General features: G+C 60.1%; 21 protein-coding genes, 4 tRNA genes and 1 riboswitch. Of the genes, 18 read left to right on the top strand and 7 right to left on the bottom strand.

Annotated features, from left to right (window positions below; all coding sequences use genetic code 11):
• The first annotated feature begins 36 nt into the window (after window positions 1-36).
• The 8 genes from argR (at window position 37) to astE (ending at window position 9,223) form a co-directional block, all read left to right on the top strand.
• Window positions 37-1,017 (top strand): transcriptional regulator ArgR, encoded by a 981-nt coding sequence (gene argR, locus J5M73_RS04900; protein ID WP_102860681.1) that lies wholly within the window; start codon window positions 37-39, stop codon window positions 1,015-1,017.
• 399 nt (window positions 1,018-1,416) lie between these two features.
• Complete coding sequence (locus tag J5M73_RS04895; RefSeq protein ID WP_102860682.1) at window positions 1,417-2,637, top strand: aspartate aminotransferase family protein; 1,221 nt, start codon at window positions 1,417-1,419, stop codon at window positions 2,635-2,637.
• Between the two features lie 132 nt (window positions 2,638-2,769).
• On the top strand, window positions 2,770-3,789 hold the full coding sequence (gene aruF / locus J5M73_RS04890) for an arginine/ornithine succinyltransferase subunit alpha (RefSeq protein WP_102860683.1): 1,020 nt from the start codon (window positions 2,770-2,772) through the stop codon (window positions 3,787-3,789).
• 85 nt (window positions 3,790-3,874) lie between these two features.
• Window positions 3,875-4,900, top strand: coding sequence for an arginine N-succinyltransferase (gene astA, locus J5M73_RS04885; protein ID WP_016968175.1), 1,026 nt, complete (start codon window positions 3,875-3,877; stop codon window positions 4,898-4,900).
• On the top strand, window positions 4,897-6,366 hold the full coding sequence (astD, locus tag J5M73_RS04880) for a succinylglutamate-semialdehyde dehydrogenase (protein ID WP_162884154.1): 1,470 nt from the start codon (window positions 4,897-4,899) through the stop codon (window positions 6,364-6,366). Before astA ends, astD begins: the two co-directional genes overlap by 4 nt.
• 142 nt (window positions 6,367-6,508) lie before the next feature.
• On the top strand, window positions 6,509-7,855 hold the full coding sequence (astB, locus tag J5M73_RS04875) for an N-succinylarginine dihydrolase (RefSeq protein ID WP_102860685.1): 1,347 nt from the start codon (window positions 6,509-6,511) through the stop codon (window positions 7,853-7,855).
• A 57-nt stretch (window positions 7,856-7,912) separates the two neighbouring features.
• A complete protein-coding gene (locus J5M73_RS04870; protein WP_102860686.1) occupies window positions 7,913-8,200 on the top strand; it encodes a topoisomerase II in 288 nt (95 codons plus the stop codon).
• 12 nt (window positions 8,201-8,212) lie between these two features.
• Entirely contained in the window at window positions 8,213-9,223 is a 1,011-nt protein-coding gene (gene astE / locus J5M73_RS04865) for a succinylglutamate desuccinylase (RefSeq protein ID WP_102860687.1), read from the top strand.
• Window positions 9,224-9,286: 63 nt separating this feature from the next.
• Here astE and J5M73_RS04860 read toward each other — a convergent pair whose 3' ends face one another.
• Window positions 9,287-9,796 (bottom strand): 6,7-dimethyl-8-ribityllumazine synthase, encoded by a 510-nt coding sequence (locus tag J5M73_RS04860; protein WP_102860688.1) that lies wholly within the window; start codon window positions 9,794-9,796, stop codon window positions 9,287-9,289.
• Between the two features lie 121 nt (window positions 9,797-9,917).
• Window positions 9,918-10,088: riboswitch (FMN riboswitch) on the bottom strand.
• 221 nt (window positions 10,089-10,309) lie between these two features.
• Here J5M73_RS04860 and ltaE point away from each other — a divergent pair.
• From ltaE to mgtE, 8 genes are all read left to right on the top strand, one after another.
• The gene (gene ltaE, locus J5M73_RS04855; RefSeq protein ID WP_102860689.1) at window positions 10,310-11,314 is read left to right on the top strand and encodes a low-specificity L-threonine aldolase; all 1,005 of its coding nucleotides are present in this window, start codon (window positions 10,310-10,312) and stop codon (window positions 11,312-11,314) included.
• 146 nt (window positions 11,315-11,460) lie between these two features.
• A complete protein-coding gene (alaS, locus tag J5M73_RS04850; RefSeq protein WP_102860690.1) occupies window positions 11,461-14,085 on the top strand; it encodes an alanine--tRNA ligase in 2,625 nt (874 codons plus the stop codon).
• A gap of 97 nt (window positions 14,086-14,182) precedes the next feature.
• On the top strand, window positions 14,183-15,424 hold the full coding sequence (locus tag J5M73_RS04845; RefSeq protein WP_102860691.1) for an aspartate kinase: 1,242 nt from the start codon (window positions 14,183-14,185) through the stop codon (window positions 15,422-15,424).
• A gap of 188 nt (window positions 15,425-15,612) precedes the next feature.
• Window positions 15,613-15,801, top strand: coding sequence for a carbon storage regulator CsrA (gene csrA / locus J5M73_RS04840; RefSeq protein ID WP_002554426.1), 189 nt, complete (start codon window positions 15,613-15,615; stop codon window positions 15,799-15,801).
• A gap of 62 nt (window positions 15,802-15,863) precedes the next feature.
• Window positions 15,864-15,954, top strand: a tRNA-Ser gene (locus J5M73_RS04835).
• 107 nt (window positions 15,955-16,061) lie between these two features.
• Window positions 16,062-16,138: transfer RNA gene (locus J5M73_RS04830), tRNA-Arg, on the top strand.
• A 72-nt stretch (window positions 16,139-16,210) separates the two neighbouring features.
• Window positions 16,211-16,287, top strand: a tRNA-Arg gene (locus J5M73_RS04825).
• A gap of 405 nt (window positions 16,288-16,692) precedes the next feature.
• Window positions 16,693-18,135 (top strand): magnesium transporter, encoded by a 1,443-nt coding sequence (gene mgtE, locus J5M73_RS04820; protein ID WP_102860692.1) that lies wholly within the window; start codon window positions 16,693-16,695, stop codon window positions 18,133-18,135.
• Between the two features lie 111 nt (window positions 18,136-18,246).
• On the opposite strand, the gene J5M73_RS04815 is transcribed toward mgtE, so the two are convergent.
• A complete protein-coding gene (locus J5M73_RS04815; RefSeq protein ID WP_016968184.1) occupies window positions 18,247-18,573 on the bottom strand; it encodes an Arc family DNA-binding protein in 327 nt (108 codons plus the stop codon).
• Window positions 18,574-18,951: 378 nt separating this feature from the next.
• Between J5M73_RS04815 and phnN the strand changes: the two genes are divergently transcribed.
• A complete protein-coding gene (phnN, locus tag J5M73_RS04810) occupies window positions 18,952-19,533 on the top strand; it encodes a phosphonate metabolism protein/1,5-bisphosphokinase (PRPP-forming) PhnN (RefSeq protein ID WP_102860693.1) in 582 nt (193 codons plus the stop codon).
• On the opposite strand, the gene J5M73_RS04805 is transcribed toward phnN, so the two are convergent.
• Together J5M73_RS04805 and J5M73_RS04800 are read right to left on the bottom strand one after the other, a co-directional pair.
• Window positions 19,508-19,687 carry a PA3371 family protein gene (locus J5M73_RS04805; protein WP_102860694.1) on the bottom strand — a complete coding sequence of 60 codons (180 nt, stop codon included), beginning with the start codon at window positions 19,685-19,687 and terminating at the stop codon, window positions 19,508-19,510. The two genes, phnN and J5M73_RS04805, sit on opposite strands and share 26 nt — an antisense overlap.
• A gap of 23 nt (window positions 19,688-19,710) precedes the next feature.
• Window positions 19,711-19,950, bottom strand: a complete 240-nt coding sequence (locus J5M73_RS04800; protein WP_102860695.1) for a hypothetical protein — start codon at window positions 19,948-19,950, stop codon at window positions 19,711-19,713.
• A 295-nt stretch (window positions 19,951-20,245) separates the two neighbouring features.
• Here J5M73_RS04800 and J5M73_RS04795 point away from each other — a divergent pair.
• Window positions 20,246-20,322: transfer RNA gene (locus tag J5M73_RS04795), tRNA-Arg, on the top strand.
• A gap of 15 nt (window positions 20,323-20,337) precedes the next feature.
• On the opposite strand, the gene J5M73_RS04790 is transcribed toward J5M73_RS04795, so the two are convergent.
• The 3 genes from J5M73_RS04790 to J5M73_RS04780 are packed head-to-tail and all read right to left on the bottom strand — an operon-like array spanning window position 20,338 to window position 24,564.
• Window positions 20,338-20,997 carry a DUF1266 domain-containing protein gene (locus J5M73_RS04790; protein WP_102860696.1) on the bottom strand — a complete coding sequence of 220 codons (660 nt, stop codon included), beginning with the start codon at window positions 20,995-20,997 and terminating at the stop codon, window positions 20,338-20,340.
• Between the two features lie 7 nt (window positions 20,998-21,004).
• Window positions 21,005-22,246 carry a hypothetical protein gene (locus J5M73_RS04785; protein WP_102860697.1) on the bottom strand — a complete coding sequence of 414 codons (1,242 nt, stop codon included), beginning with the start codon at window positions 22,244-22,246 and terminating at the stop codon, window positions 21,005-21,007.
• Complete coding sequence (locus J5M73_RS04780; RefSeq protein WP_102860698.1) at window positions 22,237-24,564, bottom strand: hypothetical protein; 2,328 nt, start codon at window positions 24,562-24,564, stop codon at window positions 22,237-22,239. Before J5M73_RS04780 ends, J5M73_RS04785 begins: the two co-directional genes overlap by 10 nt.
• Window positions 24,565-25,084: the final 520 nt, after the last annotated feature.

The following is a 25,084-nucleotide window of genomic DNA, read 5'->3' as shown; positions in this document are numbered from 1 at the left end:
GGCTTCTAACACTGTTTTCGTTTCGGATTGCCCGCCATGACTGCCCATCGAATTGGTTTCCTGATTTGGCCCAGCACTAAAGCCTTGACGCTGGCGCTGGCCGAGGAGGCCTTGCGTGTTGCCCAGCGGGTGCACCCGGACGTGGTTTATGAGCTGGCATTCCTGCAGGCCGAAGCGCCAGTCGAAGGCGCCTGGCAACTGCCGGGGGAGCCTTGGGCGGGCAAGCTTGAAGGTTGTCAGAAGTTGTTCCTGCTGGCCGATGAGCCGCCGGCACCGATGAGTTCGACCCTCAGTAGCGCCCTCAAGCAGCTGGTGCGTGCCGGCTGTGTGATTGGGGGGTTGTCCGCCGGGGTTTACCCGCTGGCCCAACTGGGTCTGCTCGATGGTTATCGGGCGGCGGTGCACTGGCGCTGGCAGGACGATTTTGCCGAACGTTTCCCCAAGGTCATTGCCACCAGCCATCTGTTCGATTGGGATCGTGATCGCCTGACGGCCTGTGGCGGCATGTCGGTGCTGGATCTGTTGCTGGCGGTGCTGGCGCGCGATCATGGTGCCGAGCTGGCCGGCGCGGTGTCGGAAGAACTGGTGGTGGAGCGCATCCGCGAGGGCGGCGAGCGTCAGCGGATTCCGCTGCAGAACCGTCTGGGCTCCAGCCATCCGAAGCTGACTCAGGCCGTGCTGCTGATGGAGGCCAATATCGAAGAACCGCTGACCACCGACGAAATTGCCCAGCATGTCTGTGTGTCCCGACGTCAGTTGGAGCGGATCTTCAAGCAATACCTGAATCGGGTGCCCAGCCAGTATTACCTGGAGCTGCGCCTGAACAAGGCTCGACAGATGCTGATGCAGACCAGCAAGTCGATCATTCAGATCGGCCTGTCCTGCGGCTTCTCCTCCGGTCCGCACTTCTCCAGTGCCTACCGCAATTTCTTTGGCGCCACCCCCCGTGAAGATCGCAATCAGCGGCGCAGCAGCAGCCCGTTCGAACTCTCCTCCGTACCAGCCGAGCGCGGCTGACCCCTTCCGTTAGGCGTCGGCTTGCCGGCCAATCCCACGGGCAACCCGCTCACCGCGCAACATCCCGATCGACGCCTTGTGGTCGCAATGCCGATAACCGTTTCGAGGTTTGGGGCCGCTCGCCACGTAACTATCTGAATAGCAATCTGAATAGCAACCTGGATAACTACCTGGGTAATTACCTTGGGCAAATTGCCCGGCGAATCTGCCGCTAGAGCCTTGCGCAGTTTAAACTGCGCCTTTGCGACGCTATTTGTCGCATTGCCATAAACCCGCGTAAAACCTGGGTTGGCGCTATAAGAAGTTGTCGCTTGGCGACAAGGCCGGGCACAAAACTGTCCTTACAATCCCTCCATCGCTCGCCAGTTTCAGGCGGGTGTTCCTCTTCAGGAGACTCCGATGTCCGTTGAGCAAGCTCCGGTGCAACGCGCCGATTTCGACCAGGTGATGGTTCCCAACTACGCACCTGCGGCTTTCATTCCTGTGCGCGGCGCGGGGTCTCGAGTCTGGGATCAGTCGGGACGGGAGCTGATCGACTTCGCCGGCGGCATTGCGGTCAACGTACTGGGCCACGCCCATCCGGCGCTGGTGGGGGCTCTGACCGAGCAGGCCAATAAACTGTGGCATGTGTCCAACGTGTTCACCAACGAGCCGGCCCTGCGTTTGGCCCACAAGCTGATCGACGCCACCTTCGCTGAGCGCGCGTTCTTCTGTAACTCCGGTGCAGAAGCCAACGAGGCCGCTTTCAAGCTGGCCCGTCGCGTGGCTCACGATCGTTTCGGTGCCGAGAAGTACGAAATCATCGCCGCGCTGAACAGCTTCCACGGGCGCACCCTGTTCACGGTGAACGTCGGTGGCCAGTCGAAGTATTCCGATGGCTTCGGTCCGAAAATCACCGGCATCACCCATGTGCCGTACAACGACCTGGCTGCACTGAAGGCCGCGGTTTCCGACAAGACCTGCGCGGTGGTGCTGGAGCCGATCCAGGGCGAAGGCGGCGTATTGCCGGCCGAGCTGGCTTACCTGCAAGGCGCTCGCGAACTGTGCGATCAGCACAACGCGCTGCTGGTGTTCGACGAAGTGCAGACCGGCATGGGCCGTAGCGGCGAGCTGTTTGCCTATCAGTATTACGGCGTGACCCCGGACATCCTCACCAGCGCCAAGAGCCTGGGCGGCGGTTTCCCGATTGCGGCGATGCTGACCACCGAAGCGCTGGCCAAGCACCTGGTGGTCGGTACCCACGGCACCACCTACGGCGGCAACCCGCTGGCGTGCGCAGTGGCCGAGGCGGTGATCGATGTGATCAACACCCCGCAAGTGCTCAATGGCGTGAAAGCCAAGCACGACCGCTTCAAGACCCGCCTGCTGCAGATCGGCGAGAAGTATGGCCTGTTCACCGAAGTCCGCGGCCTGGGCCTGTTGCTCGGTTGCGTGCTCAGCGAAGCCTGGAAAGGCAAGGCCAAGGACGTGTTCAACGCCGCCGAGAAAGAAGGCCTGATGATTCTGCAGGCCGGTCCGGACGTGGTGCGTTTCGCCCCGAGCCTGGTGATCGAAGACGCCGATATCGATGAGGGCCTGGACCGCTTCGAGCGTGCCGTGGCGAAACTGACTCAAGCCTGATCCAGGTTGCAGTACTCCTCGGCGCCGGCTGTTGCAGCCGGCGTCGAGCCTAATTCCTGTGCCGGGCTGTCCCGGCATTTTTTTCCCTGCGTCGGACGGTTTCCGACCTGTTTTAGAGTAAGGAGTGACACCATGCTGGTGATGCGCCCCGCGCAAATGGCTGATCTGGGCGAGGTACAGCGTCTGGCTGCAGACAGCCCGATTGGTGTCACATCCTTGCCGGACGATGTGGACCGCTTGAGCGACAAGATCGCTGCAAGCGAGGCTTCGTTCGCTGCTGAAGTGAGCTTCAACGGTGAGGAAAGCTACTTTTTCGTCCTGGAAGACACCGACAGCGGCAAGCTGGTGGGGTGTTCGGCCATCGTCGCGTCCGCCGGTTATTCCGAGCCGTTCTACAGCTTCCGTAATGAAACCTTTGTCCATGCGTCCCGCGAGCTGAAGATCCATAACAAGATTCACGTCCTGTCCCAGTGCCACGACCTGACCGGCAACAGTCTGTTGACCAGTTTCTATGTGGTGCCGGAGCTGGTGGGATCGCCCTGGTCGGAGCTCAACTCCCGGGGTCGCCTGCTGTTCGTTGCCAGCCACCCGGAACGTTTCGCCGACTCGGTGGTGACCGAGATCGTCGGCTACAGCGATGAGCACGGTGATTCGCCGTTCTGGGACGCCATCGGGCGTAATTTCTTCGACCTCAACTACGCTGAGGCCGAGCGCCTGTGCGGCCTGAAGAGCCGGACCTTCCTTGCCGAGCTGATGCCTCATTACCCGATCTACGTGCCGCTGCTGCCGGACGCCGCCCAGGAAGCCATGGGCCAGGTGCACCCGCGGGCGCAGATCACCTTCGACATCCTGATGCGCGAAGGTTTTGAGACCGATCACTACATTGACATTTTCGACGGCGGTCCGACCTTGCATGCACGGGTTTCGGGAATCCGCTCCATTGCCCAGAGTCGCGTGGTGCCAGTGAAGATTGGCGAAGCGCTCAAGGGCGGTGGTCGTCAGTACCTGGTGTCCAACGGTCAGTTGCAGGATTACCGCGCGGTGTTGCTGGAGCTGGATTACGCCCCGGGCAAACCGGTCACCCTGGATCTGCAAGCCGCCGAAGCCCTGGGCGTCGGCGAAGGTGCCAGCGTGCGTCTGGTGGCGGTTTAAAGCCTGCTTCCATTACCTGGAAAGCATGCCTGGAAAGCAGCGAGTTTCGCGCAGGCCATCAGCGGCCTGCGTCTGAGGAGATAGCATGATCGTTCGTCCCGTACGCAGCAGCGATTTACCCGCGCTGATCGACCTGGCCCGCAGCACCGGCACCGGCCTCACCACCTTGCCGGCCAACGAAGAGCGCCTGACTCACAGGGTTGGCTGGGCGGAAAAGACCTTTCGCGGCGAAGCCGAGCGTGGCGATGCGGACTACCTGTTTGTGCTGGAAGACGACAACGGCCGGGTGGTGGGGATTTCCGCCATCGCCGGCGCCGTCGGCTTGCGCGAGCCCTGGTACAACTTCCGGGTCGGCCTGACGGTCAGCGCCTCCCAGGAGCTGAACATCTACCGCGAGATCCCCACGCTGTTCCTGGCCAACGACCTGACCGGCAACTCCGAGCTGTGCTCGCTGTTCCTGCATGCCGATTACCGCACCGGCCTCAACGGCCGCATGCTGGCCAAGGCGCGGATGCTGTTCATTGCCGAGTTCCCGCAGCTGTTCGGCAACAAGATCATTGCCGAGATGCGCGGCATGTCTGATGAGAATGGTCGTTCGCCATTCTGGGAGAGCCTGGGCCGGCACTTCTTCAAGATGGAGTTCAGCCAGGCGGATTACCTGACCGGGGTCGGCAACAAGGCGTTCATCGCCGAGCTGATGCCCAAGTTTCCGCTGTACACCTGCTTCCTGTCCGAGGATGCACGCAACGTGATCGGCAAGGTCCACACCGACACCGAGCCGGCCCTGGCCATGCTCAAGAGTGAAGGTTTCAGCTACCAGGGCTATGTCGACATCTTCGACGCCGGCCCGGCGGTGGAGTGCGAGACCAGCAAGATCCGCGCGGTACGTGACAGCCAGGCATTGGTGCTGGCCATCGGCACCCCAGGCGACGACGCCACGCCGTTCCTGATCCACAACCGTAAACGCGAGGACTGCCGCATCACTGCGGCGCCTGCACGCTTCGCCGCGGGCACCTTGGTGGTTGATCCTCTTACCGCCAAGCGCCTGCAACTCAACGCCGGCGACCAGGTCCGCGCGGTTCCGCTGTCTGCTTCTCGGGAGTCGAAATAATGAGCACGCTGTACATCGCTGGCCAATGGCTGGCCGGCCAGGGCGAAGCCTTCACCTCGGTCAATCCGGTGACCCAGGCGGTTATCTGGTCCGGTAACGGCGCCACGGCCGCGCAAGTGGAAAGCGCCGTGCAGGCCGCCCGCCAGGCGTTTCCGGCCTGGGCCAAGCGCTCTCTGGAAGAGCGCATCAGCGTGCTCGAGGCCTTTGCCGCCAGCCTGAAGGCGCGGGCCGACGAACTGGCCCGCTGCATCGGCGAGGAAACCGGCAAGCCGCTGTGGGAAGCCGCCACCGAAGTCACCAGCATGGTCAATAAGATCGCCATCTCGGTGCAAAGCTACCGCGAGCGCACCGGCGAGAAGAGCGGCCCCTTGGGCGACGCCACCGCTGTGCTGCGACACAAGCCCCACGGCGTGGTGGCGGTGTTCGGCCCTTACAACTTCCCGGGGCACTTGCCTAACGGGCACATCGTTCCCGCGCTGCTGGCGGGCAACAGCGTGCTGTTCAAACCCAGCGAGCTGACGCCGAAAGTCGCCGAGCTGACGGTGCAGTGCTGGATCGAAGCCGGCTTGCCGGCAGGCGTCCTCAACCTGCTGCAAGGCGCCCGGGAAACCGGTATCGCCCTGGCCGCCAATCCGGGTATCGATGGTTTGTTCTTCACCGGTTCCAGCCGCACCGGCAATCATCTGCACCAGCAATTTGCCGGGCGTCCGGACAAGATCCTGGCGCTGGAAATGGGCGGCAACAACCCGCTGGTGGTGGATCAGGTCGCTGATCTGGATGCGGCGGTGTACACCATCATCCAGTCGGCCTTCATTTCGGCCGGCCAGCGCTGCACCTGCGCCCGCCGCCTGCTGGTGCCGCAAGGCGCCTGGGGTGATGGGTTGCTGGCGCGCCTGGTGGCGGTCAGCGCAAGCATTGATGTCGGTGCCTATGACCAGCAGCCGGCGCCGTTCATGGGTTCGGTGATTTCCCTGGGCGCCGCTCGCGCGCTGATGGATGCGCAGCAGCAACTGTTGGCCAATGGCGCCGTGGCCTTGCTGGAAATGACCCAGCCCCAGGCTCAGGCCGCTTTGCTGACCCCAGGCATTCTGGATGTGACGGCAGTGGCTGAGCGTCCCGATGAAGAGCTGTTCGGGCCCTTGCTGCAAGTGATCCGCTACGCTGATTTCGATGGGGCCATTGCCGAGGCCAACAACACTCAGTACGGCCTGGCTGCCGGTCTGTTGTCGGATTCTGCCGAGCGTTACCAGCAGTTCTGGCTGCAGAGCCGTGCCGGGATCGTCAACTGGAACAAACAGTTGACCGGTGCCGCTAGCAGCGCGCCGTTTGGTGGTGTTGGGGCTTCGGGCAACCATCGGGCCAGTGCCTATTACGCGGCGGATTACTGCGCGTATCCGGTGGCTTCCCTGGAAACCCCGAGCCTGGTGCTGCCGAGCGCGTTGACGCCGGGTGTGCGCTTGTCCTGATTCGAGAGGCCTTTATGGTCTCTTCGCCGGCCAGCCGGCTCTTGCAGATATGTAGGAGCCGGCTGGCTGGCGAACGAGCGCGAAACGCGCGCCCTGTGTAGATACCGATGCCTATAACAAACAGATTCGTGGAGCCTCGCTGATGAAATCCTATGAAGTCAATTTTGACGGTCTAGTGGGGCCGACCCATAACTACGGCGGTTTGTCCTACGGCAACGTCGCCTCCCAGAGCAACAGCCAGCAGGGCTCCAATCCCAAGGAAGCGGCGCTGCAGGGCCTGGCGAAAATGAAAGCGCTGATGGAAATGGGCTTCCAGCAAGGCGTGCTCGCCCCGCAGGAGCGGCCTGATGTTGCGGCCTTGCGCAAACTGGGTTTTGCCGGGACTGATGCGCAAGTCATCCAGCAAGCCGCCCAGCAGGCGATGCCCTTGCTGGTCGCCAGTTGCTCGGCATCGAGCATGTGGGTGGCCAACGCCGCCACCGTCAGCCCGAGTGCCGACACCGCCGATGGCCGCGTGCATTTCACCGCCGCCAACTTGAACTGCAAATACCACCGCAGCATCGAGCATCCGACCACCAGCCGTGTGCTGGGGGCGATGTTCGCCGACCAGAAACACTTTGCCCATCACGCCGCGTTGCCGGCGGTGGCGCAGTTCGGTGATGAAGGTGCGGCCAACCACACCCGCTTCTGCCGTGATTACGGCCAGGCCGGTGTCGAGTTCTTCGTTTTCGGTCGCAGCGCGTTCGACAACCGCTACCCGGCACCGCAGAAGTACCCGGCACGTCAGACCCTGGAAGCCTCGCAAGCCGTGGCGCGTCTGCATGGCCTGAGCGAGGAGGGTGTGGTCTATGCCCAGCAGAATCCCTCGGTGATCGACCAGGGCGTGTTCCACAACGACGTGATCGCCGTGGGCAATGGCGAGGTGCTGTTCTATCACGAGGACGCCTTCCTCGAGACCGAGAAGATGCTCGCTGAACTGCAGGGCAAACTGGGCAAGCGCGGCGGCAACTTCCAGTCGATTTGTGTGCCGCGCTCGCAGGTGACGGTGGAAGATGCCGTGCGCTCCTACCTGTTCAACAGCCAACTGCTGTCCCGTGCCGATGGTTCGATGCTGCTGATCGTGCCGGAAGAATGCCGCAGCAACGAGCGGGTCTGGCAGTACCTGCAAAGCCTCACCAGCTCGGGTGGCCTGATCCGCGAAGTGAAGGTTTTCGATCTCAAGCAGAGCATGCAGAACGGCGGTGGCCCCGCTTGTCTGCGTCTGCGAGTGGCGCTGAATGAAACCGAGCTGGCGGCAGTCAATCCTGGGGTTATCATGACCGCGCCGTTGTACGACACCCTGACCCAGTGGGTCGGCAAGCACTACCGCGACCGCCTCAGTGAAAGTGATCTGGCGGACCCGCAGCTGTTGCTTGAATGCCGGACGGCACTGGATGAACTGACGCAAATCCTTAAACTGGGCGCGGTTTATCCCTTCCAGATCAATTGAAAGCCCGCGCCCGGCGATCCCGGGCGCGCCGCTTCACCCCAGATGAGAACGACCCCCATGAGCGATACCCTGCAACTGATCCTTGAAGACACCGACGGCACCCAACTGCAAACCTCCTGCACCCGCTTCGCGGTGCTGTGGCAGGGCAAGGAAGTGTGGATCCAGCAGGACGGCCGTGGCCAATTGCTGATCGGCGTGGACGTGGAAGAGGGCGATGCCGAATACGCCAGCCTGTTGCTGCGTCCGCTGGCAACCAACCTGGTCAGCCTGCAACTGGAAATGGAACCGGCCGACGCTGGTGAAGATGATCACGTGCATGGCCCTGACTGCGGTCACGCTCACTAAGGAAGCCGCTTTATGCTCGCCCTCGGCAAACTGCTTGAACTGACCCTCGCCGGCCGTGAACCGGCAGAGAAGACTCAACTGACTGTCGACGGCGTGCGCATGCGCTGGCTGAGCGAGGGCGCCCTGGAAGTACGGCCGCCTGAAGCTCGGGATAACGGTCTGGACCTGTTGCTGTCCGCCGGTATCCACGGCAACGAGACAGCCCCCATCGAGCTGCTCGACCGTTTGTTGCATGACATTGCCCGGGGCGATTTGAAGCCCAGGGCGCGCATTCTGTTCCTGTTCGGCAACCCCGAGGCCATGCGCCGTGGCGAGCGATTCGTCGAGCAGGACGTCAATCGGCTGTTCAACGGTCGGCATGAATTGAGCAGTGGTTTCGAAGCCCTGCGGGCTTGCGAGCTGGAACGTCTGGCGGCGAGCTTCTTCAACCTGCCGGGGCGTGAACGCTTGCACTACGATCTGCACACGGCGATCCGTGGCTCGAAGATCGAGCAGTTTGCCCTCTATCCGTGGAAGGATGGGCGTCAGCATTCGCGCCGTGAACTGGCGCGCCTGCGGGCGGCGGGTATGGAGGCGGTGCTGCTGCAGAACAAGCCTTCCATTGTCTTCAGCGCCTACACCTACGATCAGCTGGGGGCCGAGTCCTTCACCCTGGAGTTGGGCAAGGCACGGCCGTTCGGGCAAAACCAGGGGGTCAATGTCGAGCGCCTGGAAACCCGTCTCAAGCACATCATCGAAGGCACCGAGCCAGAGCCCGAACAGGACACCCTCGATGGCTTGAAACTGTTCAGCGTGGCGCGGGAAATCATCAAGCACAGCGACAGCTTCCACCTGCATTTGCCGGCGGACGTCGAGAACTTTTCCGAGTTGGAAGTGGGTTACCTGCTGGCCGAGGATATCGCCCAGACCCGTTGGGTCATCGAGGAAGAGGGCGCGCGGATCATTTTTCCCAATCCCAAGGTCAAGAACGGCCTGCGTGCGGGGATTCTGATTGTGCCGGCATCGGCTGACGGCCTGGCCTGAAGGAGCGTTCGCCGACAAGCCGAGCCCCCGCAGGAGCCAGCTTGCCGGCGATATCGCTAACGTTTAAACCGCTACCGCACGCTGCTCGTTACGGCGCAGGGCGCGAACTTTCTGCAGGGTATCGGCGCAGGTCTTTGCCGCTTCCTGGCCCTTGTGCACGAAGTGCTCGAAGAAGAACTTCTGATGCTCTTCGCCTGCATGGAAGTGATGCGGGGTCAGCACCACGGAGAATACCGGCACTTCGGTTTCCAACTGCACCTGCATCAGGCCGCTGATCACCGACTGGGCGACGAACTCATGGCGGTAGATGCCGCCGTCCACCACCAGCCCCGCAGCGACGATCCCGGTGTAGCGACCGGACTTGGCCAGCAGTTTGGCGTGCAGAGGAATCTCGAAGGCGCCGCCGACTTCGAAGAAGTCGATATCGCTTTCCTGATAACCCTGGGCGAGCATTTCCGCGACGAAACCCTGGCGGCTCTGATCGACGATTTCCTTGTGCCAGCAGGCCTGGATAAAGGCGATACGCTCGTTGGGGTGGTGTTTGCTTTTGCTATCGATTGCGGTGGGTTGCATCTGTTCTGACTCCTGTTTGTATGAAAAACAGGGCGTATATGAATCGAATGGGATTTAAGGGTGCGAGCAGAACGGCCGTGGATTTCCCACGAGCTGCCCGGCAGCGGCCCTTTGGCGCCAATCCCGTTCTCTCTTCATCCGGACTATGACCGTCGGCCCCGGAATCACACCGGGTCTGCTGACCTTGTTGGCACCTGTGGACTTGCCACGGGCATCGCCAAGCGCTCGCGGGCTATGCACATTGCGCGCAATTACCGCCGGTGGGGAATTACACCCCGCCCTGAGAACGATTGCCCGCGAGTTTTTCGCGGGCGGTGAGTTTTTAACACAGATTTGGCGGGGAAGCATTGTGCCTTTTGGATAATGTTCATCAGATTTTTCACCCTGTGGCACAAGGTTTTCTACAGTTGCTGCTTGATTAATCGGCCGTGGGGCCGCAGTAATTCGTTTCGAAAGGGAATTCCCCCTGTTCAGCGCGGACCTTGCGGTCCCCCGTAGTTGGAGCCAGATGTGATGAGCGTGATCGATCTTCGTAGTGACACCGTGACCCAGCCGACTCCCGGCATGCTCGAGGCCATGGCTTGCGCCCGTACCGGAGACGATGTCTACGGCGAAGACCCGACGGTCAATCAGTTGGAGGCGGAACTGGCACAACGCCTGGGATTTGCCGCGGCCCTGTTTGTACCTTCCGGCACCATGAGCAATCTGCTGGCCTTGATGGCCCACTGCGAGCGAGGCGATGAGTACATCGTCGGCCAGCAGGCCCACACCTATAAATATGAAGGAGGTGGTGCCGCGGTGCTGGGATCGATCCAGCCTCAGCCGCTGGAGCTACAGGCCGACGGTTCCCTGGACCTGGATCAGGTGGCGGCCGCGATCAAGCCCGATGACTTTCATTTTGCCCGCACACGCTTGCTGGCCCTGGAAAACACCATGCAGGGCAAGGTGCTGCCCCTGGCTTACCTGGCCCAGGCCCGGGCCTTTACCCGTGAGCGGGGGCTGGCCCTGCACCTGGATGGTGCGCGCTTGTATAACGCGGCGGTGAAGCTGGGGGTGGATGCCCGGGTGATCACCGAACATTTCGATTCGGTATCGGTGTGCCTGTCCAAGGGGCTCGGTGCGCCAGTGGGCTCGGTGTTGTGCGGCTCCCGTGAACTGATCGGCAAGGCGCGGCGCCTGCGCAAGATGGTCGGCGGTGGCATGCGCCAGGCCGGTGGGCTGGCGGCAGCGGGGCTGTATGCCCTGGAGCATCAGGTACAGCGTCTGGCGGATGACCATGCCAATGCGCAACTGCTGGCCCAGGGGCTGAGCCAGGCGGGCTTCAGTGTCGAGCCGGTGCAGACCAATATGGTGTATGTGCAGATGGGGGATAGGGCCGAAGCCCTCAAGGCGTTCGCCGCTGAGCGAGGGATCAGCCTCAGTGCCGCGTCACGGCTGCGTCTGGTGACCCATTTGGATGTCAGTTCCGGGCAAATCGAACAAGTGGTGCGCACTTTTGCCGAGTTTTCCCGTAACTGACAGTGTTCTCCGTCCAATTGACTGTTTGTATCGTACAAACACGCTGTACCAAGTGATTAACGCCGATATAATGCGGCCCTTTGCCGTCGTTTCGTCTGTTGACGTTGCGCACAGGCCTTTGGCCGCAGTCTCCGTGGAAGAACCTAATGAAAAGCGCAGAAATCCGTGAAGCCTTCCTCCGCTTCTTCGAAGAGCAAGGCCACACCCGTGTAGCCTCCAGCTCCTTGATCCCAGGCAACGACCCCACCCTGCTGTTCACCAACGCGGGGATGAACCAATTCAAGGATTGCTTCCTGGGCCAGGAAAAGCGCGCTTATACCCGCGCTGTGAGCAGCCAGAAGTGCGTCCGCGCCGGCGGCAAGCACAACGACCTGGAAAACGTCGGTTATACCGCTCGTCACCACACCTTCTTCGAAATGCTGGGCAACTTCAGCTTCGGCGACTACTTCAAGCGTGACGCCATCACGTTCGCCTGGACCTTCCTGACCTCCGACAAGTGGCTGAACCTGCCGAAGGAAAAGCTCTGGGTCACGGTTTACGCCAGCGACGATGAGGCTTACGACATCTGGACCAAAGAGGTCGGGGTGCCGGCCGAGCGCATGGTGCGCATCGGTGACAACAAGGGCGCGCCCTACGCTTCCGACAACTTCTGGACCATGGGCGATACTGGCCCTTGCGGCCCTTGCACCGAGATTTTCTACGATCACGGCGCCGATATCTGGGGCGGCCCACCCGGTTCGCCTGAAGAGGACGGTGACCGTTACATCGAAATCTGGAACAACGTGTTCATGCAGTTCAACCGCACCGCCGATGGCGTGCTGCACCCGCTGCCAGCGCCGTCGGTGGACACCGGCATGGGCCTGGAGCGGATCAGCGCGGTGCTGCAGCATGTGCATTCGAACTATGAAATCGACCTGTTCCAGAGCCTGCTGGACGCAGCGGCCAAGGCCATCGGTTGCACCAACGATGCCCAGGCTTCGCTTAAAGTCGTGGCTGACCACATCCGTTCCTGTGGCTTCCTGATTGCCGATGGCGTACTGCCATCCAACGAAGGCCGTGGCTACGTACTGCGCCGGATCATTCGTCGCGCTTGCCGTCACGGCAACAAGCTGGGGGCCAAGGGCAGCTTCTTCTACCAGATCGTCGCGGCCCTGGTGGCCGAAATGGGCGAAGCCTTCCCAGAGCTGAAATCCCAGCAGGCGCATATCGAACGCGTGCTGAAAGCTGAAGAAGAACAGTTCGCCAAGACCCTGGAGCAGGGTCTGAAGATCCTCGAGCAGGACCTGGCGGCACTCGAAGGCTCGGTAGTGCCGGGCGACGTGGTGTTCAAGCTCTACGACACCTACGGTTTCCCCATGGACCTGACCGGTGACATCGCCCGTGAGCGCAGCCTGACCCTCGATGAGGAAGGTTTCGAGCGCGAGATGGAAGCCCAGCGGGTACGTGCCCGTTCCGCCAGTTCCTTCGGCATGGACTACAACAGCCTGGTCAAGGTCGATGTGGCCACCGAGTTCACCGGCTATCACGCCACCAGCGGTTCGGCCAAAGTGGTCGCTCTCTATAAAGAAGGGCAATCGGTCGACGTACTGAATGAAGGCGAAGAGGGGGTTGTGGTTCTCGACCAGACTCCGTTCTACGCCGAGTCCGGCGGACAGATCGGTGACTGCGGTTACCTGCAGGCCGGCAATGCGCGCTTTGATGTGCGCGACACCACCAAGACCGGCGGTGCGTTCCTGCACCACGGCGTACTAGCGTCGGGCAGTCTGATCGTGGGGGCTGCAGTCGATGCTCAGGTCGACGCCGACGTGCGTCACGCCACTTCGCTGAACCATTCGGCCACCCACTTGCTGCACGCCGCACTGCGCCAGGTACTGGGCGAGCACGTACAGCAGAAAGGCTCTCTGGTGGACAGTCAGCGCCTGCGTTTCGACTTCAGCCACTTTGAAGCGATCAAGCCTGAGCAGATCAAGGCGCTGGAAGACATCGTAAACGCTGAGATTCGCAAGAACACTGCGGTGGAAACCGAAGAAACCGACATCGACACCGCCAAGAAGAAGGGCGCCATGGCGCTGTTCGGCGAGAAGTACGGCGACAGCGTGCGCGTACTGAGCATGGGCGGTGATTTCTCGGTGGAGCTGTGCGGTGGCATTCACGCCAACCGTACCGGCGACATCGGCTTGCTGAAGATCACCAGCGAAGGCGGCGTGGCTTCCGGTGTGCGGCGTATTGAAGCAGTCACCGGTGCTGCGGCCCTGGCGTACCTGAACGCTGCGGAAGAACAACTCAAGGAAGCGGCGACCCTGGTCAAGGGCAGCCGCGACAACCTGATCGACAAGCTGTCGGCGGTGCTGGAGCGCAATCGTCTGCTGGAGAAGCAGCTCGAGCAGTTGCAGGCCAAGGCTGCCAGCGCTGCGGGTGACGATCTGTCCGCCCAGGCGGCAGACGTCAAGGGCGTGAAAGTGTTGGCTGCGCGTCTTGATGGCCAGGACGGCAAGGCGCTGTTGGCGCTGGTGGATCAGTTGAAAAACAAACTCGGTCGCGCAGTGATCCTGCTCGGCAGTGTCCATGAGGAAAAGGTCGTACTGGTTGCAGGTGTAACCAAGGACCTGACTGGCCAACTCAAAGCCGGTGATTTGATGAAACAAGCCGCTGCGGCAGTGGGCGGGAAGGGTGGTGGTCGTCCAGACATGGCTCAAGGCGGTGGTGTTGATGCTGCTGCGCTGGATGCGGCACTGGCCCTGACCGTGCCATTTGTCGAACAGGGTATTTAAGGCGCCGAGCCGGGCCCGTCGTCTAGTGGCGGGTCCATGCGCTGTGCAGTTTGATTGATTAACGGGCGCCCCTTTACGGGCTGAGGCGGCTTAGAAAATGGCTTTGATCGTACAGAAATTTGGAGGCACTTCGGTCGGCTCTGTCGAGCGGATCGAGCAGGTCGCCGACAAGGTGAAGAAGTTCCGCGAAGCCGGCGATGACCTGGTGATTGTGCTGTCGGCGATGAGTGGCGAAACCAACCGCCTGATCGATCTGGCCAAGCAGATCAGTGGCGAAGCTAAACCGGTTCCCCGTGAGCTGGATGTGATCGTCTCCACCGGCGAGCAAGTGACCATTGCGTTGCTGGCCATGGCGTTGATCAAGCGTGGTATTCCTGCGGTGTCCTACACCGGCAACCAGGTACGTATTCTTACCGATAGTGCTCACAATAAAGCGCGAATCCTGCAGATCGATGATCAGAAGATTCGTGGTGATCTGAAGGCCGGCCGTGTGGTTGTGGTTGCCGGTTTCCAGGGCGTTGACGAGCACGGCAACATCACCACGCTGGGCCGTGGCGGCTCCGACACTACTGGTGTGGCGCTGGCAGCGGCCCTGAAGGCTGATGAGTGTCAGATCTATACCGACGTAGATGGCGTCTATACCACTGATCCACGTGTGGTACCCAAGGCTCAGCGTCTGGACAAGATCACCTTCGAAGAAATGCTGGAAATGGCCAGCCTCGGTTCCAAGGTGCTGCAGATCCGCGCGGTCGAGTTTGCTGGCAAGTACAACGTTCCGCTGCGCGTGTTGCACAGCTTTCAGGAGGGTCCGGGCACCCTCATTACTATTGATGAAGAGGAATCCATGGAACAGCCGATCATTTCCGGCATCGCCTTTAACCGCGATGAAGCCAAGCTGACTATCCGTGGCGTGCCAGACAATCCTGGCGTGGCCTTCAAGATTCTCGGCCCGATCAGTGCGGCGAACATTGAAGTCGACATGATCGTGCAGAACGTCTCGCACGATAACACCACCGACTTCACCTTCACCGTGCACCGCAATGACTACCTGGCGGCTCAGACTGTGCTGGAAAACACCGCTCGTGAGATCGGTGCCCGTGAAGTGGTCGGTGATACCAATATTGCCAAGGTCTCGATCGTGGGTGTCGGCATGCGCTCCCACGCGGGTGTGGCCAGCCGCATGTTTGAAGCCCTGGCCAAGGAAAGCATCAACATCCAGATGATCTCCACTTCCGAAATCAAGGTTTCGGTAGTGATCGAAGAGAAGTACCTGGAACTGGCAGTGCGTGCGCTGCACACCGCGTTTGAGCTTGACGCTCCAGCCCGCCAGGGCGAGTGATAAGTGTTTGAAAGGGGCGCGGTCTGACCGCGCCCTTTGTGTTTTTGATCGGCACGGGAGAAAACTGTTCTTTTGCCCGTGCTAGTCAATACTTAGGCGTGTAGGACTGCAGCCGACCAGGTTGTAGGCCGACACCCTTTTTTTTGCAGACTGTAGTCCCTGAAAATGTAATGCGTGAGGAGATAGGTATGCTGATTCTGACTCGTCGGTGCGCAGAAAGCCTGATCATTGGTGATGGCGAGATCACTGTGACCGTGCTCGGCGTCAAAGGTAATCAAGTGCGTATTGGTGTCAACGCCCCCAAAGAAGTGGCGGTTCATCGTGAGGAAATTTACCTGCGGATAAAGAAAGAGAAGGACGAAGAACCAAGCCATTAATTTTTATCGTTTTTTTTGTTTGCAAACGGGGAGAAAGCTGGTTAATATACGCCCCGTGTTGCGGAGAGCTGGCCGAGTGGCCGAAGGCGCTCCCCTGCTAAGGGAGTACACCTCAAAAGGGTGTCGGGGGTTCGAATCCCCCGTTCTCCGCCATTATTTGTTTAGTACGTTGTAATCTGGCTTTTTCTGTAAGTTGTTGAAATTAGTAGAAAAAGTGCTTTACAAAAAGATTTAACGGCCTATAATGCGCGGCAACAAATGCACTCGTAGCTCAGCTGGATAGAGTACTCGGCTACGAACCGAGCGGTCACAGGTTCGAATCCTGTCGAGTGCACCATTTAAGAGTTAGTTGCAGTAATGTAGTTAACTTGGCTTCAACCAGTTGTGGCCTGGTCTAAAAACACAAAATGCACTCGTAGCTCAGCTGGATAGAGTACTCGGCTACGAACCGAGCGGTCACAGGTTCGAATCCTGTCGAGTGCACCATACATCAGAAAGCCCGCATCGAAAGATGCGGGCTTTTTGCTTTTTGCGTTTTATTTGTCGCTCTTTTGCTCGTCCGGCTGGAACAGCTTTGATCTTCGGAAGTCGAATGCCCTGTCTGTCGCCGAACTTTTTTCTCTGCGTGTGTGTTTTCTTTTTCTGCCGGGGCGTCGCAATCTCATAGATTCGGACGCTACTCAGGTTTATGCCGCAAGCGCTTGTTCTTGCCGCGATTTTTTAACATTTAAAACTGCCAAGCGGTGTATCATTGCGCCCGTCAGCCCCGCCGGGGCTTGTGGAATACCTCCATGGACTTACCCAGTAGTTACTCAGTATCCCGTTTTCACAATCATGAACTGACTGATTGATCCTTCCGGCGTGCTCCTCTGCTGGGAGTGGAGTTCGCCTATGACCGAAGTAGAAGTAAAGAAAACGCAGGAAAGCCTGCAAGACCGCCTCGCTCAAGTCGTTGAGCTGCTGCAGCGCCAGCGGGTGGTTGAAGACCTGACACACCGTCAGGAAGGTCACCATCACGATCGGGTCGAGAACCTGGTCCATCGGCAAAATCTCGTCGAATTGCAGCGCAAGCTTGATGATCTGCACTCTGCCGACGTTGCCTATATCCTTGAAGCCCTGCCTCTGGAAGAGCGCCTGACCGTCTGGCAGTTGGTCAAGGCTGAGCGTGACGGCGACATTCTTCTCGAAGTATCCGACTCCGTGCGTGAAACCCTGATCGCCGACATGGACGATCACGAGCTCCTGGCTGCAGCCAAGGAGATGGACGCCGACGAACTTGCTGACTTGGCTCCCGAGCTGCCGCGAGACGTAGTCCATGAGTTGATGGAGGCCCTTGACGGCCAGCAGCGTGAACGCGTTCGCTCCGCGTTGTCCTATGACGAGGAGCAGGTCGGTGCGCTGATGGACTTCGAGATGGTGACGATTCGAGAAGACGTCAGTCTTGAAGTGGTTCTGCGCTACCTGCGTCGTCTCAAGGAGTTGCCGGGCCATACCGACAAGCTGTTTGTGGTGGATTACGACGGCGTGCTCAAGGGGGTGCTGCCGATCAAGCGCCTACTGGTCAATGATCCGGACAAGCAGGTCGCGGAAGTCATGGCCAGCGACCCGGTGAGCTTTCATCCGGATGAAGATGCCTACGATGCGGCTCAGGCATTTGAGCGTTATGACTTGATCTCGGCTCCGGTGGTCGACAAGAACGACAAGCTGATTGGTCGTTTGACCATTGACGAAATGGTCGACCTGATTCGTGAGGAAAGCGAGACCGAAGTCCTCAATATGGCTGGTCTGCGGGAAGAGGAGGATATCTTCGCCTCGGTCTGGAAGTCTTTGCGCAACCGTTGGGCCTGGCTGGCAATCAATCTGATCACGGCGTTTGTCGCATCCCGAGTGATTGGTCTGTTCGAAGGTTCTATCGAAAAGTTGGTAGCACTGGCGGCCTTGATGCCGATTGTTGCCGGTATCGGCGGCAATTCGGGTAATCAGACCATCACTATGATTGTCCGGGCCATGGCCCTGGACCAGGTGAGTACCGGCAATACTTCACGCTTGATGCGCAAGGAACTGGCTGTAGCCCTGATCAATGGTCTGGTCTGGGGGGGAGTGATCGGTGTTGTTGCTTACATGCTTTACGGGAGTTGGTCGTTGGGAGTGGTGATGACCGCCGCGATGACCTTGAACCTGCTGTTGGCGGCCCTGATGGGGGTCCTGATCCCCATGACACTGGCGCGCTTGGGGCGTGACCCGGCAATGGGCGCCAGCGTAATGATTACTGCCATGACCGACAGCGGCGGCTTCTTCATCTTCCTTGGTTTGGCGACGATCTTCCTGCTTTGAGCCAGCCTTGCACATCGGTTTATTCGCGAAGCGCCTTTATGGCGCTTCGTTGCTTTTATCGCAGGCAAAAAAAAGCCAGCAACTAGGCTGGCTTGAGCTTTCAGGGTGAAATCAGTTGGCGTCTGCGGCCATTTCGGCGTCATGGGCGATCAGCGAAACCAAAGCGTTCTGCTGGCGATGTGAAAGTTGGCGGAAGCGTTGAAGCAGTTCGCGTTCATGCAAGGACAGCTCAGGGCTGTCCAGACGCATGCTCAACTCTTCACCCAAGGCACCTTCCTGAATAAGACTCTGCTCCAGGCGCGCGATGATTTCGGAGTTCATGCTGCGGTGATGATTGCGAGCCACCTCGGCAATGCGTTCACGCATCCCGTCGGGTAGACGTACGACGAACTTGTCAGCCGTACGGCTGGAATAAATTGCCTGTTTCAATGGGCGCATATATTTAACCGGTTAGTTCAGGGGAGCGGTTCTCGGAATTGGCCGCGAGCTGTCTTTTAGGACAAGCCTGATTGCCAAATGTTCAACCTGAATTGTTAAGAGGCCCGCATCATGCCTCAAAATTGCCAGATCCTTGGCGTCAATTCTGTGACAAATATTGAACTGGATAAAGGCGTTATGCCAGCACCAATTATCAGAAATGCGGACTGGTTTGAAAAGATCACCGGGCCCGCGTTGTTGGCCGCATTCTCCCATCCGACGGGAGTGTCAGTGCACTTGTGAAGGTGCATGCTATGCGGATGAAAGCGTAATCCCTACCTGTTAGAGGATAGTGGCAAATGGCCGATTTACTAGTTGTGCTGTCCGGAGCGGCAGCCCATGCCGGGTAGACTGATTTATTTGATGGGGCCTTCAGGGGCCGGCAAGGATAGCCTGATTGATGCGGCCAGGCAGCCTTTAAGTGTCTTGGAATGTGAGGTTGTAAGAAGGGTGATCACGCGCTCGGCCGAGTCGGTGGGTGAGGAGGCGCAAGAGGTCACTGTCGAGGAGTTCGAGCGGCGGGTGGCCCGGGGCGATTTTGCCTTGTTTTGGCGAGCTAATGGTCTGGGTTATGGCATTCCCGTGCAAATCGATACTTGGTTGGCGCAGGGGCGGAACGTGTTGATCAACGGCTCTAGAGGCCATTTGCCGCAGGCACGGGAACGTTATCCTGATTTACTTCCGATAGTTCTGATGGTTGATACCGAGGTATTGCGCCGTCGCCTGCTGCGTAGAGGCAGGGAAAACCTGCCTGAGATAGAGCGTCGCCTACAGCGCAACGAACAGTTTGCCTCTTCTGCCTTGCTGGATGACGAGCAGGTTGTGCGCCTAGACAATTCCTGTGAGTTGACGACAACCCTGGAACATCTGCTGGCCATACTGAGCGAGCACGGGATCAGCGCAATATCGGGTCGAACTTGATCTTGCGTCCGGCCAACAGCGCCAAAAGGAATAGGCTGAACATTGAGCCGCAGATGATCAGAGCAGCTTTGCCCAAGGGGGCTTCAGGCAGCAGCAAGGCGGCGATAGCGCTGATTAACGTCAGAATAAGCAGGCTTTTGGCTGCGGTGGACATTGGAGGCTCCTGAAGTCTTGGTCTTAAAAAATCCAGCGTTCGGTTGGCGTGGCGGCAAGTTGCTGCGGGGTCTTTTCCTGGTTGACCCGAGCCACTCTGCGAGGCTCGACCTGGGTGTTCATGACTGCCAGCTGCGGTACCGGGTGCTGCTTGTAACGAGCGGTAGACAGTCCGGTAGGGTCAGCGTTGTCTACAGGTTGAAAGTGAAAGGCCATCAGTACGGCAATGGCGATCGCATTCAAGAGAAACAGGGCACTGTTCATGGGCGTCATCTCCGCAGTGTTTTACCCACTGATAAAGCAGCCTGCGTGCCAAGAGTTTAACTGCAGATAAACTCTTTAAAAACAATAACTTGAGATGGGTTCTAGGGATTGTTGAATTGCATTTTGCAATGATGGCTTTTTGCAGTGATGCAATGTGCACGACGAGGCCATGAGCGAGCGGAGCGCTCCTGGCGGCTCGTGCAAAAAGCCCTATGGATAACATGACAAATGCGGCCTTGGCCGTTAACATGCACGCCGTCCCACGCGCCATGAAATATCAGGCGCTTGCCGTTTTGTCTCAGTAGCTCAATTGGATAGAGCATCCCCCTCCTAAGGGGAAGGTTGGCAGTTCGAACCTGCCCTGGGACACCATCCCCCTTCGCGGTCTCAATCCGCTACAGGCAACAACGCCGGCAGCCCCTGCCAGGCAACCCCAGCCCAGATGCCGCTACCGGGCATCAGCAGTCGGCTCAGGCTTGTTTCATTGAACACCTCACCCAGAGAGTCGGCCCTGAACGCTGCGATCCATTGGCTGCGCCCGAGCATGAAGGCTCTGCCGAAGTCCTCCCAGTCGCTGAAGCAATCCTGAGCGCGTTGGGCATTGAGGAGCATGATCCGCCATCCGCTCTCGGTGTCTATCCAGCCCATCAACATTGCGCAACGGACAAAGAAGGCGCTGCGTACGCAGGCGAAGGCCATTGCTGCTCGCGGGTCGTCGCTGGCGTTCAGGCTGTGCAGGTCAACCCGGAACCACTGGCGTTCCAGGGTGCTGTCCAAGTGCTCGCGGACTTCGTCGTCCGTGGCGTTGCTGCGAAAGCCGATCTGGTGCAGCAGCGGGGCCCTGAGGGAGGCTTTCGCCTGACCCATGAAATGAGTGGTCTCGGGATCGAAGAAGCCGGTCATTCCGGTGGCATCCACCATGGGTTGGGCCAGGCTCAGTGCCCAGCGTTTGCGCGGCGTGAACACCACCAGAGAGGTGGGCGACTGTCGGCGAAAGTAGCGCCATACCAGCCAGGCGCCGAAGGCTACGGCAATTATCGTCATCATGTGCGTTTCACCGGTTCCTGGCTTGCCAGGCCACGATTTCCTCGGCCAGGGGCGCAGACATGTCCGTCCAGGGCACGCCTTCGGTCCGATACAGCGGGTCGTCGGGGTGGCATTGTGGCCGGGGGCTTTTCTTGAAGATATGGCGGGTGGCGTACTTGACCGATGGCGCCTGGGGGGCAACCTCTAGCAGCAAGTCGGACTGACGGGCCGCCACCAGCCATTCGACCATGGCCGACGGTGCGTCCAGTCGGTAGAACAGTTGCGGGTAGCGAGCCACCAGGCGGGTCTGGGCTTGCGCATCGCTGACTTCCTCGATACGCAACCAGCCGGCATCGGTGCGGACGATGCCGATGGCAATGCAGTCGGCTGGCGTCTGCAGGTCGGTGCCCAGGCTGTTGAGGAGGCGCAGCAGGTCCCGGAAGTAGCGCTCGATGGGCGGGCGGTTCTGCTTGCCTTTGACTTGCTCTACGGTCAGTGCGCCGTCGTCCTGGATGATCAGGCTGAGGGTGATGTGGGGCTGGCCCTGGGCATCACGCAGACTGAATACGCGCATGCCCTGTTGCTCCACGGCTTCGGCATAGCGTTCACCGTAGCCGCCGGTCAAGGCCCGGCGGTTGGCGAATTGCCCCAGACAGTGACGCATCACATAGCTTTCGAAGGCCATTTCAGCCCGTAGCAACGGGCTTTCCGGACGCAGTTCGACCCAGGTGTGTTCGGCGCAGGAGACCGTCACATTGAGGGCGTCGGGAGAGCTCTGGCGCCAGCCCTGATCGACCCGTGCGGCCATCTGCGCGTGCTCTTTTTCCCATAGCGCCAGGGCCTGCGGGCAAGTGATGCGTTCCAGCTTGCCCTCCAGTGCCGTGCCTTTGCGCGAGGTCAGAAACTCCACCAGTTGCGCTTCCTGCTGCAACAGCGCTGGCTCCTGCGGCTCGATCCAGACCAGGGGCGCCACGACGTTGGCGGTATCTGCGGGCTGTGCCTTGGCAGCGCTGTCGAAGTACCCGCTCACCCAGGCTGGCGGCGTATCGGTACCCAGCGCTGCACAGGCGTCCTCCAGGGTCTGGATGCGCCGTGCGGGTTCGAAGTTGCCCACCAGGTGCCGATAGAAGTGATTCAGCAACCAACCCTGTACCGCGTCTTCGTCTCCGCGCCCCTGGCTGCGCTGAGTGATGCCGCGTTTGAGTTCATCGGCATTCAGCAGGTTGCGCGGGGCGTAGCTGGGGCTGCGCTTGTCGGCGCTTACTTCCATATCTGCCACCAGTTTTTCTTGGCGGCCGGTTGAGTCGGGGCTTGCAACTCGCTCAGGATTTCTTCGATCCGGGCGCGGCACCTGATGTCGTAGTCATCGTCCGGGGCGCACAGGGCCAGGGTTCGTGCGCAGTAGTCAATGGCTTCGGCGGTGCGGCCGCGGGCCTTGAGGAAGTCCACCGAGCTTGACATGACCGAGACTTCGTTCAAGGACAGCACTGCTGGCTCGTAACGTTGCCAGAGGCTGTCGGCGTTGTCGGGATGGGCATGGGCCAGGTAGCGCGCGACCTGAATCCGGGCGAACAGCGCGGAGCTGTCCAATTGCTGATCGCTGACGCCTTGCTCTTCCTGCCACTTGAGCAAGCGTTCAAGCCAGATGAGGATTTCATTGTCGCGATCGAGCTTGTACAAGGCGTACGCCACCGAGGCGACGTACTCATTCGGGTCGTGGCGGCTATAGCCGAACTCCGCCGAGTAATGCCAAAGCTGTTCTGCGGCATCAATGATGCCAGGCAGATCTTCCAGGCAGATACGCGCACTGAGCAGGCCGTTGTAGTGCTCGGCGAACGGGCTGGCGGCGATGCCGCGCGCGTGCAACTCGATGGCGTCTTCGTAGCGGATCTGGTTGTAGTAGCGATAGTTGATCGCCAGGTTGTTGCAGAGCATGGAGTACAGGTGCGCGCAGGCATCGTAGGGATGTCCGCTGCCGCTGGCGAAGTAGCGCTCCATGTGGGCCTGGCCCTGCTCGTAGGCATCTTTCTGCGCTTCGCGCAGCAACGAATAAGCTTGGTCTCGGGCGTCTCTGGGCAACTTGTCGGCTTCGGTCTCTGCCAGATCTTCGATGCTCAGTGCGTAGTTGTAGGCGTATTTGCCGCAGGACAGCACCGGCCTCGGTGCTTTCAGTGCTTCGATCACTCCCAGACTGTTGACCCGAGCGGCAAACAGCGAGAACGCACTGCGATTGTCCTGCATGCGACCTGCCTGGATGGCGTTCTGCAGCAGGCTGGCTTCGGTGGCCGCGTCGATCAGGCCGCGCTCTGCGTCATGCACCGCGGTCAGGCGGGTGATCCAGGGCTGCTCGGGGGCACGCCGCAGGGCTTCGGCGCGGGCTTGGGCAAACAGGGAGTCGCGTGTCTCCAGATCTTCCATGGCCTGGTACAGGGCGGCCAGGAGTGGGGTGGTATCGGGCTCGGTGGTTTCGATGTTCGGCAGCGCTTCGAGAAAACTCTGCAGTGCTTCTTCGGTAATACAGGCGCGCATCACGCAGATCGGCCACCAGGCACTGTGCTCTTGGGGATCTTGCAGGCGGTCGAGAACCAGGCGGGCGGTGGCCGGCCAGAGCTCGGTTTGCCTGTCATAAACGTCGATGAAGGCTCGAAACCCCGCTTCGTCGATACGCCCGGCTTCCATCAGCCAAGGCAGTTCGTACTCGATGAAATTGTTGCCGCCGTCAGAATCCAGGCTCAGGGCTGCGGCATTGCAGACCTTCAACGCTCCGGCCAGATCACCCTGGGCGTGCAGGGCGCGGGCGGCCAGGCGTGCGGTGCGCACTTCCCATTCGCGGCGCTGGGGCAGCGAGCGGCCAGCAGTCAGCTGGGCGATGGGTTGTTCGAACAGCGCCAGGCGTAACGGGATGATCTCGATCAGGGAATTGCCCAGCCACAGCCAGTCGCCTTCATCGATGTCCTGGTCGGGGCCGGCCGTGCGTAAGGCGTTGACGGCTTCCAGCGCGGCGCTCCGGGCTTCTTCGTCGCGGTCGTGGAAGGCCAGGACGCGGGCGCGGCGTTGATACTGGTCGGCGGCGTCCCAGGCACGCAGCGCCGCACGGGCAGGATTGCTCAAGGTCAGGGCGTAGCGCACTTCGATGGTTTTCAGCGCAACTTCGAGGCGACCCTGTTCCAGCTCGTCGAAGATTCGGTAGCGACGATAGTGCTCGACATTGAAGTCCAGGGTTTGCGCGGCCATCTGGTTGAGCTGTTCGAGCACCTCAAGCAAGGTTGCGTCGTCGTCCAGATAACTGGCGATGCGCAAACGCAGGATGGCCAGGTTCATCGTCAACTCAGCGCGGGCAGGCTCATGCACGGCTTGCAGCAGGGCATTGCCATCCTCTGCGATAACGGCGCGAGCCGCGGCTGAATCACCGGCCTGCATCCATAGCGTGTGCAGGCGGTCGATCGAGGCCAGGGAGTCGGCCCGCAGCGGCTGTGCTTGCAACTGGGCCAGCAGGGTATCGGTTTCCTGGTCCTGCTGTTGCGCCTCAAGGCGGTCCATGAACTGTTCCAGTTCAATCCCGGTTATCGCACTGCTGTCATGCGCCATCGTTAACTCCATTTGATAATGACCTGCGCATCCCTTGATGCACTGCCTGGCAGACCGGCATTTGCTCGTCGATGATACCGCCGTCGGGCGTCATGCCGATCCTTCGACACCCGGATTGCAAGCCTGTGGGGCTTGCGACTGATGGAACCTTTGCCGGCTGGCCGATCCTGCATGCAGGGCCAGCATTGCGGAGCAAAAACGATCGAGGCTTTGAGGCGCTGCACGCTATCAGGTGATGTTTCAGAATCCAAGGTTTGAGCACGCCGCCTAAGTGTTTTTCAGCGAAGGGCCAGGACTTTTTTCATCAGGCGGCAAATGCTGTCTGGCCTCTATAAGGGAATGGCGAATCCGGCCGATAACTTCAGTGGACAATTGTGTTCCCAAGTGGCGATCTGCATCACAGGTCGACTTGAAAGTGCTTGATAGCCCGTGGCCAGCAGCTATTATCTGCGCGCCAAAAACAGGCTGCGAAGCCGGGCGGGTCCTGCTGTCCCTGGATTGATCTTCTTACTTGCCTGGA

The organism is Pseudomonas sp. 50_B, from assembly GCF_017491625.1.
Lineage (GTDB): Bacteria > Pseudomonadota > Gammaproteobacteria > Pseudomonadales > Pseudomonadaceae > Aquipseudomonas > Aquipseudomonas danubii.
The sequence above is the reverse complement of the archived record's forward strand: the minus strand, read 5'-3'. Positions and strand labels throughout refer to the sequence as shown.